This window comes from Caldicoprobacter guelmensis (assembly GCF_016908415.1).
Lineage (GTDB): Bacteria > Bacillota > Clostridia > Caldicoprobacterales > Caldicoprobacteraceae > Caldicoprobacter > Caldicoprobacter guelmensis.
On the sequence record NZ_JAFBDW010000003.1, the window covers coordinates 55,963 to 71,415 of the forward strand.

Below are 15,453 nucleotides of genomic sequence, written 5' to 3' on the forward strand. Positions count from 1 at the left end.
TTTTTCTTTATTCTTGATAAAAGACTCTCTTAGAAATTAGATAAGAACAAACAATCAAAATAATACTTATAGCTACAAAATAGACCCAAGCCATCGCTGACCCCAATCCAAAATTGAAAGATTTCAAAGCGGTCTCACGAATTAAATCCGTCATCGCATTACTTGAAAAATGATCAATAATTGTATAAATCACATTGACGAGGATAAGCGGACTAACCATAGGGAAAGTAATCTTCCAAAACGCCTCATACCCAGTAGACCCTTCTATTATTGCTACCTCATACATTTGCGGTGGTATCGACTGAATCCCAGCTAGAAAAATTAAAATCTGCACACCCGATTGACTGATTATTTCATATATTCGATCCACTGCACCTGTTAAATACCCAACAATTGTCTCATCAACCCCCATTCCCAGCATCATCCGCTCCAATTCAAAACTGGTCAATATATTAAGAAACCTGGATCCGGCTCTTTCGGCTTGTATTGCTTCAATCAAACTCGAACTCTCAAGATTGGCAATAATCCCCGAAGCTAAAATGACAGGGAGGAAAAATACAGCTCTTGCAAATGTCCTACCCTTAAATTTCTGGTTAAGAATTACAGCAACAAATAAGCTGAATACTACAATCAAGGGTACGTTCACCGCCATATTAGTAATTGACTCTACCAACGTGCGGTTAAAACTCGTATGCACTGTAAAAGCTTCAATATAATTATTAAGCCCTACAAATATAATGCTTAACCCTCCTCCCTCTTTCACCTCTACTTTACTTAAACTGTAACGGAAAGAATTAACCAATGGTATCACAAAAAACGAGATAAAACCTATGAGCCACGGCAAAATGTAAATAAATCCCCACAACGCTTTTTGTCGCTCATATGGCCTATATTTCCTCTTTATATTCACAGGAGTTACATTGCCTCTTACATTTAAATTAGTCTTCATTTACTATCACCACCCACATAAAAGTCTTCTGCTTCAATTCGTACACCTTCAACAAATACAGGCGCACGATTGTAATTTACAATTACATATACACCATTTTCATATACCGTTTTAAAAACCCCATCTTTTATTTTTTGGTGAGAAATTATTTCCTGATTATTTACTCGTTTCAATACTTCATTTACCTGTCGATAAACCTGAGTTGCTAAGCCGATCCATTCTCTATAATAAATAGAATATAAATAGTCAAAGTCTGTATCTTTTACCTTATGGCTGGGTTCATAACTCCACACAAAATATACATTAGAACCATACTCCAGGCATTTCAATACATACTGACGATGATTGGTATAAGTAGATAAATTATATGGTGTTCCTGTGTATTCAATGAACCCACGGATGACCATCTGGTAAAAAGGAATCGCCTCGTCTTCTATTTTATACTTGCTATTCCCCAGAGATACATCTGTGATATCCGTCACATATGGCCAGGCATATGCGTTGCCACCTTTAACCATAATATTCAATCCACTTTGATAAATTTTATCCAAAGCTTGAATAGAAATCTTCTCAGATTCCGTCCTGTCAATTTGATTATTTTTGCGATAATCGCTGTTTAACTCATCAGCAAGGTCTCTTAAAGATATCGCATTAAAGTTTAGTCTTACTATACCAGATAACATCTTTTCAACGTACTCTTTTACATATCGTGGAGATAATACATATGAAGGATAACGGTCCCTGTCACGACGATTTGATGCCAAATCAATTGGATATACAGCTGCAGGTAACGCTGTCAACCTTCTGGCTGCTTCCCTAGTTTCATTAAAACCTGAAGTATTATAAACTCTCAATAGAGCAACATCAGGATAAAAAGAGACATTTTTTTCTTTAATATACTCTAAAAAATCGTTTAATCCCTTTCGACCCCCTATAACTCCATCAACCGATATAGATTTTGGAACTTTATGATACTCGCCTTCGTTAAACCAACCACTGTATTTTAGCTTAATATTGCTCACACCCAATTGTTCCAATTCAGATAGAATTATCTTTGCCTGTTCAAACGTCGTTAAAGGTTCCAACGCCCTATAAGGTACCCCTACAAAATGTTTCCGGGTAGGTATACTTCCAATTAACTGCAGGTAAAAAGGAATATCACTATTTGAAGTTTCCCTATCCTTATTTTCCCTAAGCATGTTATTCTTTATTAAGTATTGCTGATAGTATTTAGCCATACCCTCATAACAAGCCTCTTTCCCGTTCAAGAAAACATAACGTACAACAAAATCTGTTTTCATTGGTTCTTCCTGGTAACGAGGAAATGAGCGCTTTTGTCCCTCCCCCTGCAAAGTAACATCATCTTTATTTATTACATAAAAACTTGGATAAACATAGTTATAACTATTCTCCCTTCCACTCACATCGGCATTGACTATAGCAACAGCAGCCCCTTCTTCAATAATCCCCAATAATGCACTGTTTTTCTTAATTACTCCAAAAACTGGCATCCTCGCTTTTTCAGCTCTAATTAAAAATTCCGTATTATCTACCGTCAAATCTGTTCCGTAGATTTCCTGCCTGTAGGGAGTATATTTTGATTTACCGTTATTAAAATATATCAATGCCCCTGACCCATCCGGCACAAAAAGCGCACCTTCCTCACTTGGCCCGCCAGCTCCAAAGAAATTCAGAATGCTTATTTCATGAACGGGATATTCTTTCAGGTATCGTATTCCATCTACTGGGACTCTGACAACGAGGCTGTCTCCTTCCAACTTGTATTCCAGTATAACATAAAACAATCGAGGAACTGGTTTTGTCTGAGTCAAATTATGCTCTGCAAGGTCATAGGCCAGATCTTCTTCGGTATAACCTGCAATTTCAAAAGCTTGAAGCGTACGCTTAAGTTGTATACCAGATAGGCCATCGTTTCTCACATACACCCCTTTTTCTTTATCTTCTCTATACGCAATCTTCAATGTACGCAGCAAAGTATTATCCTCAATTTTACTTAATATCTTCTCTTCAAACCTTTGCTTGCTTATCATTTTGGGCAAATCTTCTATAGTCTTTTCTATCTTACCAAACTTATAAGTTACCCTTACTCCGTCAGGTATCAACTTATAAGCTACCTGCTTATAGGCTATGCTATCGGTATAAGAATTAGCATAGTTATATTGTCCAAACTCATTACAAAACTCCAGAGTTACCTGAGCAGACAATAAATCCTTTTTCTCCCCACTAGCAATAGGATCCCCATCTCTATCTGTCGGGTTACTGCGCCAAATCTGTCCACTCCTTTTATCAAGTACCGCAATCTCCGCGGTTTGGTCATTTATATACAACTGTAAATAACTATTTTCTGCTATTCCCTTCATATCTTGAAGGAGAGGATTGGTAAAAGCGGCCGTTAAAGTTTGTTCCCCTTCCAATTGTATACCCTGTAAATCGTCAATTTTCGTTGTACTAGTCGAACAACCTGCAACAAACATCGATAAACATAGCATACAAAGAAATAAGCGTTTTAATAACTTCATCTTATCGTCCTCCTTCAGAAACGTAGCAGAATCTCTCTAAATACGGTAACTGCAAATGATAAAAGTTGCTGTATCAGATTAAAGAACAACAGGCACAGGAAAGCCAAAAAACCTATCGTCCCAACAGTCAAAATCATAGTCCCCACTGTCTTAGATGGCGTAAACTGGTGCACTGTCATATTGCCAACAAACAACAAATACAAACACCACAGCGCCGCAACACTTTGCGAAAAGTTATAAAAAGTAACTTCATCTGCCGATATATAGTTACTTAACAAGACCCAGGGAATACCTATCAAAATTAGCGGAATCAATGCAAAACAAGTTGATATGAATATTTCTGAAAACTTTCCTTCGCCATCCATCAATGTTGTCAAGGACCAATTGGCTATACACCAGAACAACACCGGTACTACTACATATACAACCTCTAAAATGCTGTTAAACTCCCTGGGATTATTGTAATTTACCAAAAACCCATTATACTGCGCCTGCAAAATTCTGGTAAGAGATAGCAGCGCCAAAATCACGAACGATATAATGAGATTGACCCTCTTATCCCTTCTGTATTTCAATTCCCAATACTCGTCATATGGGTGAACTATTAACCGCAAAGGATATCTTAACTCTTCTTTTTCAAACAATGGAATTCCCCTGATGTTGCGCCATATATACTTTTTTATTAAAGGAGTACACAATATCAGAATACATAATACCGTCATCAATAAAGGGAAATATCCTCTTAATGTCTCTCGACGATAGAGAATGTAGGCTTTTGAATAATTCTTCCGATCCATACTTTCCTTAAAATACTCTACGGCTTTTTCATAATCGCCTTTCCTCAAAAAAGCCTTACCTATTCCCCCATAAGCATACTCAAAATTAGCGTTCAGATTAACCGCTCTGGTAAACATTTCGGCAGCTCTTTCCTCATCTCCTTGATAGTAACTCCTAATAGCTTCATTCACGACCCTACCATATTCTGTAGGCTCAAATATCGTTATCTCTCCCAATGCTTTGTCAAGCACTAAGAAGTTATCTCCCACACGCTCTATTGCTACAGGAGTATCAAATTCCCCTAAGCTATTCCCTAGTCCACCAAAGATGTAAAGCAAGTAACCATCACCATTGTAGGTAAATATACGCCCTCTTTTCGCATCAAGAATAGAATAAATTTCGCTATCAGTAACATCAATATCGATTAACCTTGATGGCCCTTCTTCCCGAGTATAACGAATATCCCCCCGTGGAGGTACATATCCATCCCTACGTAAAATGTCTATCCCTTGAGCATTTAATCTCTTCACATCTTCATCAGTATTATCAGCGCTAACTGCATATATAAATCCATCCTCATCAATGTCCAAATTTGTAAATTCGGTCGGCACAAACTGTACCATTCTACTGCGTTGTTCCCTTGTCGACAAAAGCTTCCATAAATATTCAATTGGATCTACTTTTACTCTATTAGCACCAATAAAAGTGGTAAAAACCCCATCTGGACTGAATTCCATAAAACCATCAAATACTCCAATAGCCATGACATAAATTCTGCCCGCTTTGTCCACAACAATTTTAGCAGGTTTAAATTCAAAATTTTCTGCTAATAACTCTGATTCCGGTGAATCAATAATAGCCACCGGTCTAAGGTTCTCATCTAAATGAACAACTCTCTTGTTACCCGTATCCGCAACATACAGATGATAGTCGTCTGTAACGAAAATACCTTGCGGGTTTGAGAAACGATCAATTTGCCCGTTATTATCGAAGGAATCAATTACTTTTATTAATTTGAAATTTGCATCGGTAACGATAATGCGGTTGTTCCCCGAATCCAAGATATATATCCTTTCATTATTTAAGACATAAATATCAGTTGGCTCTTTTAAAGAACCAACACCCAGCAGTTCACCATTTATAATTCGTGTTGCCTCATATGCAGCAGGCGCTGCTGCACTGTCTCTCCAGTAAGAATAATTATAGGAAGGAGGAGCATAATCAGCATATGCATTGCTATATCCAATTAAAAGATTAATAAACAAAACTAGCGAAATAATGAAAAATAACTTTTTGCTTCTAATCATCTCACAATGCTCCCTTCTAGTCTTTTATTCCAGAAGTAGCCATCGTTTGTATGACATTGCTCTGTGAAATTATGAACATGGTAATGGGCACTATCATAAGTACTAAACCAATAGCAGCTCCTACCCCCGCTCTTGCAATACCTCCCTGCGTAATCTGACCCAATGCATAATTCAAGGTTTTTAGATTTTCGCTGTATATAAAACTCCCACCGTCCGACCCCCAGAGTGAGGGAAGGCGCAGAATTATAAGGGTCAACCAAGCAGGCTTAACGTTGGGCATCACAATTTGCCAGAAAATCCTATACTCACTTGCTCCATCCATTTTGGCTGCTTCTAACAAAGAGGACGGAAGCTGTTCCATGAATTGCCTCATCAAAAAAAGTCCGAGTGGGAAAGCCCACGCCGGGATTATTATAGATGCATGTGTATCTATCCAACCTAAGCGGGACATAATCATATAGTTGGGAATAGCCGTAACGTGTCCCGAAAACATCAAAGACAACACTACTATAGTAGATAAAGTCTTTGAGCCTGGGAATTTATACTTTGCCAACGGATAGGCTGCTGCAGAAGCGAATATCACGTGCCCAGCAGTGCCTAATAAGGTAATAAAGATTGTGTTTGACAAATATCTAGAGAATGGTACCCACGAATTTCCAATCAAATACACTAGATCGTAAAAATTATCAAAAGTAGGGTTTCGTACAAAAAATCTGGGAGGAAACAAAAACAATTCGTCTAAAGGCTTAAAAGCATTGTTAATTGTATATATCAATGGTAAAGCCATAAATGCACCAAACAATGCAAGGAGTACAAATAACATAAACGTAACAGCAAATGAACGATTTAGTTGCTTCTGATGACGAAAAGCTGACATCCTCTTAATTGCCATTTTCACCCACCTATCTTTCTTAGTAGTTTTTGCGTTAAAAGATTTGTACCCAGCATGATAATAAAAAGAACGGTTGCTATTGCAGATGCATATCCCATCTCAAACCTGATTGAGCCGTAATCCATAAGGTGCGTTACAATCGTATGCCCAGCATAATTGACGCTTGGAAATCCCGCTAATGCCACTGAAATATCTGCAACGGCCAAAGAACTGGTGATTTGCATTACGGCTCCAAACAACAGCTGCGGCCTCATTGAAGGCAATACAATATACCATAACTCTTGCCATCTATTTTTTATACCATCCACTGCACCAGCTTCAATCAAGCTCCTATCAAGTGTCTGTAAACCCGCTATAAAAGCAAGAAAACTCGTTCCAAGACTCATCCACAGCTGCACAATGATTAGCACGCTTAAAATATATCTCTCATCTTTAAGCCATTGTATAGGTTCAAGAGTAAGCCCTAACCTCATCAGAAAGCCATTTATATAGCCGTACTTATCACCCGAAAATATAATTTGCCATATATAGTATACATTACCTGATATTGATGGAGCATAAAATACCAACGTCATAAATGCACGAATCTTGGGCGGTAGTTCATTGATGATCCACGCAAATAAGAAACACGCAATGTAGCTTACAGGCCCTGTAATAATTGCGAAATAAAAAGTATTTCTTAGTGCTATCAGAAAAACATCATCGTTTAAAAATAAACGGGAGTAATTCTGCCATCCAATAAAACGAGGCGGTTCTAACATATTAAAATAAGTAAAACTTATTCCCAACGAAGCTAATACAGGCAACACAGTAAATATAAAGAAAATGATCATATATGGGGCCATTAATATATAATAATGTCTATTTCTGTATATCTCTCTCCTTAAAGCAACCCACTGAAAATGTTTCTCTAATTTTATAGGAGAAAAAAGCCTGGTTCCAACGCTTTCTGCACGCAAAAATCGCCACTCCCTTCCTTTAATACGGTAGATTAAACTCCTGCCGTTTAATCTTAATTTCGTCATTGATATAAATCACATGGTCCAATAGCGCTTCTCTGTAATTCTCGCCACTATTCACTACTTTTCTGAAAGCATTATCAAGATGCCTTCCTGTGAAATAACCACCCGGCACCTGCGGAATCCCCCTGACCCATTTCCATTGTTCTTTTAGATTTTGATAATCCTTAACAGGCCATGGCAGTTCCTCCAATGCTTCAACGTTTGCTGTGGGATAACGCGCAGCTTCTCCCATCAGCGCTTCCATCTCTCTACCAAAACGAACCTGCGTTTCTTTATCAGTCCACCACTTCATGAATTCCCATGCTGCTTCTTTATCCTTTGTATTTTTTATCATTACTATAGCAGACGTTGAACTTGCTACATCATGTCTTACGGTTCCATCTGATTGCACTGTACCAGGTACAACTGTAAAATCCCATAAACCTTTAATTTCTGGAGCAAACACTACTAATGTATTGTAAGTATTGTAAGGTGCTATCCCAATAGGAATTTCACCAGTCCTAAATCGGTTAACAAAATCGGCTTGTAATGGCAATTTATAGTTTGTGTAAAACTGCGTCCATCTTCTAAATACGTCAATTGCGATTTCAGAATCCAGGGCACTTCTCTTTCCACCATCAGCGTAAAACTCGCCCCCATTTTGATACAACAATATTGCATAAGCCGACATATCAACTGGCAGATAAAAATCCAGATTATGCTTTTTCAGTACAGCAATCATGTAATAAACCTCATCCCATGTTTTAGGAGGTTCCAAGTCTAACTCTTCAAGAATATCTTTTCTGTAGAATAACACCGGAAATACCTGTTGCTCAGGTAAGCCATACACTCCTCCTTCATATCTATAGGGCAGTAGTGCACTTTCATGAAATCGACTTGCCACTTCTTCAAAATCCTCAAATTGTGTTAAATCTACTACCGCATTTCTCATACCATAATTAACCGGTATGTCCTCACCAACCTGCATTGCCACATCCGGCCCTTGGCCTGCTAATGTGGCTGGCAACAAGATGTTACTAGGCACTAACCTCAATTTTACCGAGATATTTTTTTCTGGTGTAAATGTATCGTCAATCATCGCTTTTATCGTCTGAGCCTGATCACGACCGGTTGTGATCCATACTGTAATGGATCTATCAGTTTCTCCAACGTTGCCAACAATAGAATAATCCTCAACATATGATGCAAAATACGAACCTATTTCATGTTTTAGCCTCTGCCAGAAACTTGCTTCTGCATTTGGAAGTTTTTGACCTGGTGAGAACACAATCAAGTAATCAAGAGTCAACGGTTGCTCTTTGACAGTAAGAAGCCATGTCCCCAACGCACCTACATTTACTTTAAAAGTATCCAACCTCCGCGGCAAAGTCTCAGGTCGCTTGACTATGTCCTGTAATTGAGTTACAAGGTTATAAAGAGGCACAACTTTATCACTTTTTTCACCGGTCAATTGCAACAAATAGTCTGCTACTTTTTGAATTATTTCAGCTTGTTCACTTAATGTTTCTAACAAATTAGGTATCCGCTTTTCTAACTGATAATCACGGTATGGGTCAGGATTGGTTGATGTAATCATGACAACCTTTCTATACACTTCATTTAACTTTAACACGCTGTTTTCTATTATTTTGATAAGCGGCGCTATATCCCCCAATGTAACGATTAAACGTATTCGATGAGTTCCTTTTGTAAGGTAAAACAAATAAGGCTCCTCATCACCCAGCACATCCATTTGCCATTGGCGATTAAAATTGAATCGAATCCGTTTCATTTCCTCAAATGGATATTTACCATCTATCATGAGGCTACGGGTGGCATATATTCCACGAAGCTGATCCTGTTTGCGCTTTAATGCAATACAATACAAGCCATCCTCCGGAACCTCAACTTTCCACTCTATCCACTGTCCAGGTAACCTCCAGTTATAACCTCCAATTGCATTCATTCTGATCTTAGACACATGATAAGGGATGACTGAAGGACTAGACCTATCTGATATAGGATAAAGCGTTGGTGAAGATTTAGCGATTGCTGACTCTGCTTGAACCATTATTAAATGATTCTGCGTAGGCTTTAATCCTTCCTCTTCATAAGTCTTTTTAACTTGCTCATAAGTTTTTATTTGTTCTTCTCTATACAACTCAATATAGTCTATAGCCATAGGCTCCCTTAGAGAGACTAAGGAAATAATTTGATCTCCTTTATCAAAATAGAACAAATATGGCTCCTCATAGTAACTCGTTTTGTCCACTATTGGCGCTAATATCCATGTCGGCTTTTCAACTTGAAGTGGGCGTAAGTCGTTTCCTCTGTCATCTCTCTTGATTTCCGCATCACGATTGCCCCATACTCGATCAAACAATACTAACTCTGCCTCTTTGAATGGTGTCTTACCATTAATTAATATTGCCCTCTCTATAGCCGCACTCTTCCCCTCAACCGGGAAATAATGAATGCGTATATTATACAGCCCTGCTTCTTCAATTCTTATCTTCCAACTAATAGTACCACTCTCGGGAGTCAAAACAGCTTCTTCATTAAGCCCCATATAATTATCTACAATTTCAAAATTGCCACCCTTTGTTTCTATATATTCCTCTCCTTCAATTCTTATAGTGCGATTCGGTCTATTAGAATTAGAATATGTTTTCAAATATTGATCGTAGTCATTTTCATCAGAGTATTCGGAAATTGCCTGCAACAAATCAGACAACCGTACCCTCTCAGAGTCGTCTGCTTTTACTACTGACAGCATATTAACCTTCTTGGCTAACGTTAAATTAGGTAAACACAACGTTAAAACCATTATCGCGAGCACAACCAATATTATTGTGGTTTTTTTCTTTGCAATGTTCATCTCATCACCTCGCCTACAGTCAACAGTGCTTCCTTTCACATTTTCAAATATAATTATTAAAATTGAGTAAATAGTCGGCCCCCTGGAAATATTCCAACGGGGACCGACTTTTCAATTATGACTTCTAATAATAACACTTTCAATTTTTACTTCTTCCACACTTCATCAATTGCAGCCTGGAATGGTGCCTTGTATTTCTCAATTAACGTAGATACCGAGACTCCGCTGGTCAGTTCTCCAAGGAAGTCCCAGTAAGGTAGAGATGGATATGAAGCGCGGTCAGTAATTCTCATACCCGCCGCAGCCATCCTGAGATTGTTTATATCTGCTTCATCTTCAAAAAGGCTCTCATACCAATTTTGATTGGGATACTCTTCACGGAGTTCGTCAGGAATGTCATAAATCTTCTCCCAAATATACACCAATTCCCGAGCATTGGATACTGCCTTAGGGATTGCTATGGCTTGAACGAGTGGTTCACAAGCATGGTAACCACTTGCACTTGGCCCTTTAGGGAACGGCAGAAAACCAAGCTCATAATCTGGCATATCATTCTTAAGCCCACCTATCTCCCAGTCAGCCCCAGCGTACATCAGAGTATTACCTTGCACAAAGAAATTCCGTGGTTCTCTCCAATCTCCACCTTCCGAAGGCCTGGGAACGCCTTCTGTATGAAGCCGCGAAATGAAGTTCAGAGCTTCAATTACCCTTGGGTCATCAAGATTTTGTTTGTCTCCAGCTACTAAGTCCGTTTCATTGGCAGCCAGAGCTTGTTCAAGGAATCCACCTGATGCAAGTCCCCAGGTGTCTATCTTACCATCATTGTCTGTATCTCGATTGGCTGATTTTGCTACCTCGATAAACGTATCCCATGTCCATTTATCTTCATCTACATATTGCTGAAGTGGCTTTAATCCCAATTTCTTCATTAAAGTCTTATTATAGATAATACCTGTCGCCATGTCTGCAGCATTCGAAAAAGCATAACCTTTGCCCTTGTATTGGAAAAATTCTTTGGTGTATTTTTGATTAAACACCCTATCATTTTTAATCCATTCTTCCTCTATTGGCCAGAAGAAATCCTGTTTTACCAGCGTTGGAATCATGAAAGACTTTCCTATTCGGACAATATCGCCAATTGGCTGACCTGCCATTAAAGAAGCAATCAATTTGTCATGATATTCACCGTAATCAATTGCCTGATATTCAATTTTAAAGTTGTGCTTTTTCATTAAAGCCTCTAAATTTTCTCTCCTTTTTACACTAGCAGGGTCTTCGCCTGTAATTGACATATCCCACCATGCTACAACTTTAATGGTCCGCCCACCTAGGTCAAAATCCATTTCAGGTGTTGCTTTTGATTCTTCAACCGGCTTTTCTTCGGTTGGTTTTTCTTCCGCCGGCTTTTCTTCAGTTGGCTTTTCTTCTGCCGGCTTTTCTGTTACCTCGTCCTTGACTGTACTGCTCTCCTCGTATAATAGTGTTTGTAAACAACAAATCAATTAGCTTTTAGGCCATTTATTTTACCAGTTATTAACTGGTAATTAACCCACCATATCTTATTCCCCATTCAAAGCTCGCTGCAAGCTTTTGAATGGCACCTCAACCCTAATCCATATACTCACCAATCACAAACGGTGGTATATGGCGCCGTCTCCCATAGACGGCAAAAAAACTCTTTACTTTTGGGATAACCTGTAGCATGATTATCTGGTAAAGATATCTGGGACAGGCTTTGCCTCCCTTGCAGCTCGACTGCTCAAGAAAGTATGGTCCCTACACCAGGTTTGCCGTTTCTAACTCGAATTCTGCTTTGTCGTAGTACAGGTTCTCGGCAGCAGGAGACTAAAGCCTGTATTGCTAAGAGCTAATACCGCGAGGCTGTTATATAACCTGGTTGCTAGGGTTATCCCAAATATCCTTTACCTTGTCACTCCCCCCAGAAAGGAGGTGTTAAATGTGAATAAGCTCTTTGTAGGCCTTGACCTCAGCCTTAAGGATTACAAGGTATCTATCATCGACCAGAATGGGGTTGAAGTCGTCAAACCTTTCTCAGTCACCAATGACCAAGTTGGGGCTGATATCCTTATAGATACTATACTCAGGTGCTGTAAGGCTTTAGCTGTTGATACCCTGTTCATCGGCCTTGAATCTACTTCAGTGTATGGCTGGCATATACAGCATCTATTGGCTGATTCCCCACAGCTTAAGCCTTATCACCCTCACATTATTTGCTTTAACCCCAAACTCATTGAAAACTTCAAAAAGTCCCTGGGCAATCTCCCTAAAAATGATTGGGTGGATGCCAACACCATCGCAGAAAGACTTCGTTTCGGTAGGCTACCCAAGTCGTGCCCTGTGGATTTTAGATACCTTGCTCTCCAAAGGCTTACTCGCTACAGGTATCACCTTGTGGAAAACCTGGCTCGGGAAAAATCCTACTACCTGAGCAATCTGTTTCTTAAATTCAGTGCTATATGCCAGGACAAGGTTTTCTCTAACAACTTCGGGGCCTCCGCTACAGAACTGTTCCATGAGTTTCTTACCGTAGAGGATATTGCGACTCGATCGCTTGATGAACTCATTGATTTTATTATGGAACATGGCAAAAAGCATTTTGAATGTCCACTGGCCACCGCTAAAGCCTTAAAAGAGGCAGCTGCAAAATCTTACAGGCTTAACGCTTCTGTGGATAACTCACTAAGCTTTGTGCTTAAATCCTGCCTTGAAAACGTAAAGGCTCTGGAAAAGCAAATCAAAGCTGTGGATAAAGCCATTGAAAAGGAGCTGCCCCTTTTTAAAAACGAGTTCCTGTGCTTAACTTCAGTCAAAGGTATTGGTCCCGTCCTGGCTGCTGGCCTTATATCTGAAATAGGGGGCATTTCTCGCTTCGAGAACGATAACGCTTTGGCCAAATTTGCAGGTCTGTATTGGTCTGAATACCAGTCTGGAGACTTTACTGCTGATGATACTTTTATCAGAAAGACTGGGAACCACTACCTCAGATACTACTTCATACAGGCCGCAGAACAGCTCAGGAAGTATTTACCCGAATTTGCTGACTATTACTCTCGCAAGTACAACGAAAGCAAGACCCATCATCATAAGAGGGCTTTGGTGCTTACAGCCCGTAAGGCGGTAAGGTTAGTCTTCGCTCTGCTGCGCGATGAAAAACTTTACAATCCATCCGCCAGGAAAGGAGATGTTAGTTTAAACTAAAACCGACTTCCTAATTTACATTTATGTTAATTATTACCATCTCCTTTGGATGATGGTTAGCTTTGCTATGCCCTTTTTTAGGTTTAAATCGCTAAAAAATTTTCAACTTTTTTTGAATCCCCCCTTGACATATTACCGAATTACTTTATAAATTCCTGCATCCGTGATAGTCATATTCCATGTGTCAATAATTTCCACTTTATATTTTGTATTGTCATCAAAATAAAATCTTCTAAAACTAGGACGATTAAAACCGTAATATATTAAATAGTATTCACCCATGTTCAACGGCGTATCAGGTACGGCAACGACTTCATCCCATGATAATCTATGTGGCCTTAGACCATGTCCAGGTGTCTCACATAGGATTTTATATAGAAACTTTAAACGCTCAGCACTTTCTCCACGAAGTTTGCCGCCATGACTCCACCATAAAATATTTTCTGGATTAACAAAAGTTTCTCCATGGGTAGCATAACCGCCACGACATACAGCCTCCCAAAAACGCCTCACTACCTCCTGTCCTGTAAGGTTACCCCATCCTTGATCAATATCTCCTTCATAACCTAGTTCATCAAATATAACTGGTTTTTTAAATCGTGTTCTCCATTCATCAACATACTCAGTAGTTTTATATACATCAATTCTTTGAATACTACAATGTGTGACCCAAGGCCTTGAAAAATCATAAAGTGCCATACAATTATGTATAGATCTCAAATGATTATACGGATCTTTTTCGCAAATTATAGAAGCAAATCGTTCCCAATCTTGTAAAGTTTTAGTTTTAAGTAAATCATATTCATTTGCAAGTGACCACCATACATTTCTATAAGCAGCAAAACGAGCAATAACATAATTTAAATATAAATCATCTTCTTCCTTACTCATCTTACTGAAACCCCATCGATCGTATGGATGCCAAAGTATTAAATCTGCTTCGATTCCCAAATCCATTAAATCTTGAATACGCTTTTCTATCAATTGGAAATGTTTGGGATTAAAACGCTTAAAATCCCAACTATTACCTTTAAATTCCTGTGAAAAGCTAAAATTTTCTTCATTTAAAAAAGAACTATCACATGGAGTTCCTTCATAGGGATATGTTAACGGCTCATTTAAGTTATAGAGATAATGTTTTGGAAATATACAAAAACGAACTTTATTAAATACGCTGTCTTTAAGCGTTTCTAAAGTCTTTTCTTGTAATTCCATTTTTTGGTGTACCCAAGCATAACATGTGGTACCAATTGGATAATACGGTGTACCATCTTCATAAGCAAAATGATAAGTATTTGCTACTCTTACAGGACCATGATTATTTTTTGATGCTGGAGTAACCGTAAACTCGCCTTCATATACTTTATCAGAAAAATTTACTTCAACGGCAAATCTATATTTCCCTTCAAAAGAAGGCATAAATCGAACTTTATATATACCATCACCGTCATAAAAACCCTCCACAGTTTTTGTTTCATTTTTACTATGAAATGTTCCTCTCATCTTATAATCTATAAAAGGATTTCCATCAGAAGGCCCCTTTACAGTTACTTCAAAGACACACCACTTCTCAACTGTTTTAGGATAAATAAATTTAGACATTATATACATCACTCCTCCAATCTTGTTTTTGTAAAAATTACTCTCTTAACTGCGTCTTTCCATCTATAAAGGAGTAAAATCACAGAAATAAATCACCACATAAAAAAGTATAAGGTATATAAAAATTAAAACATTTATGTCATCCTTTGTTATAATTAAATTATCACAAAAAACAAAAAGGGTAACATCAATGTTTGATAACTTAATTATAACAGGAACCAATAAAATAATCAAATTTTTAAAGAAACTTGCAGAAATTGGATTTTTTGAAAAATTGCAATATTAAAT

At 38.3% G+C, this 15,453-nt stretch carries 9 protein-coding genes; 1 reads left to right on the plus strand and 8 read right to left on the minus strand.

Going from position 1 to position 15,453, the window contains the following annotated elements; genetic code table 11:
• Nucleotides 1-7: 7 nt before the first annotated feature.
• The 7 genes from JOD02_RS04735 to JOD02_RS04765 form a co-directional block, all read right to left on the minus strand.
• Nucleotides 8-949 carry a carbohydrate ABC transporter permease gene (locus JOD02_RS04735; protein WP_204487442.1) on the minus strand — a complete coding sequence of 314 codons (942 nt, stop codon included), beginning with the start codon at nucleotides 947-949 and terminating at the stop codon, nucleotides 8-10.
• A complete protein-coding gene (locus JOD02_RS04740) occupies nucleotides 946-3,489 on the minus strand; it encodes a DUF5696 domain-containing protein (RefSeq protein ID WP_204487444.1) in 2,544 nt (847 codons plus the stop codon). The genes JOD02_RS04735 and JOD02_RS04740 overlap by 4 nt, the downstream gene beginning before the upstream one ends.
• A gap of 14 nt (nucleotides 3,490-3,503) precedes the next feature.
• The gene (locus JOD02_RS04745) at nucleotides 3,504-5,573 is read right to left on the minus strand and encodes a YIP1 family protein (protein WP_243426355.1); all 2,070 of its coding nucleotides are present in this window, start codon (nucleotides 5,571-5,573) and stop codon (nucleotides 3,504-3,506) included.
• A gap of 16 nt (nucleotides 5,574-5,589) precedes the next feature.
• Complete coding sequence (locus tag JOD02_RS04750; RefSeq protein WP_243426356.1) at nucleotides 5,590-6,465, minus strand: carbohydrate ABC transporter permease; 876 nt, start codon at nucleotides 6,463-6,465, stop codon at nucleotides 5,590-5,592.
• Between the two features lie 2 nt (nucleotides 6,466-6,467).
• A complete protein-coding gene (locus JOD02_RS11895; protein ID WP_394355748.1) occupies nucleotides 6,468-7,385 on the minus strand; it encodes a carbohydrate ABC transporter permease in 918 nt (305 codons plus the stop codon).
• A 58-nt stretch (nucleotides 7,386-7,443) separates the two neighbouring features.
• Nucleotides 7,444-10,344: an extracellular solute-binding protein gene (locus JOD02_RS04760; RefSeq protein WP_204487448.1), complete on the minus strand. Its 2,901-nt coding sequence runs from the start codon at nucleotides 10,342-10,344 to the stop codon at nucleotides 7,444-7,446.
• 146 nt (nucleotides 10,345-10,490) lie between these two features.
• Nucleotides 10,491-11,846 carry an ABC transporter substrate-binding protein gene (locus JOD02_RS04765; RefSeq protein WP_204487451.1) on the minus strand — a complete coding sequence of 452 codons (1,356 nt, stop codon included), beginning with the start codon at nucleotides 11,844-11,846 and terminating at the stop codon, nucleotides 10,491-10,493.
• A gap of 457 nt (nucleotides 11,847-12,303) precedes the next feature.
• Here JOD02_RS04765 and JOD02_RS04770 point away from each other — a divergent pair, with 457 nt between their 5' ends.
• Nucleotides 12,304-13,563, plus strand: coding sequence for an IS110 family transposase (locus JOD02_RS04770; protein WP_204487459.1), 1,260 nt, complete (start codon nucleotides 12,304-12,306; stop codon nucleotides 13,561-13,563).
• Between the two features lie 132 nt (nucleotides 13,564-13,695).
• Here JOD02_RS04770 and JOD02_RS04775 read toward each other — a convergent pair whose 3' ends face one another.
• Nucleotides 13,696-15,165, minus strand: a complete 1,470-nt coding sequence (locus JOD02_RS04775) for a DUF5060 domain-containing protein (RefSeq protein ID WP_204487460.1) — start codon at nucleotides 15,163-15,165, stop codon at nucleotides 13,696-13,698.
• Nucleotides 15,166-15,453 lie beyond the last annotated feature (288 nt).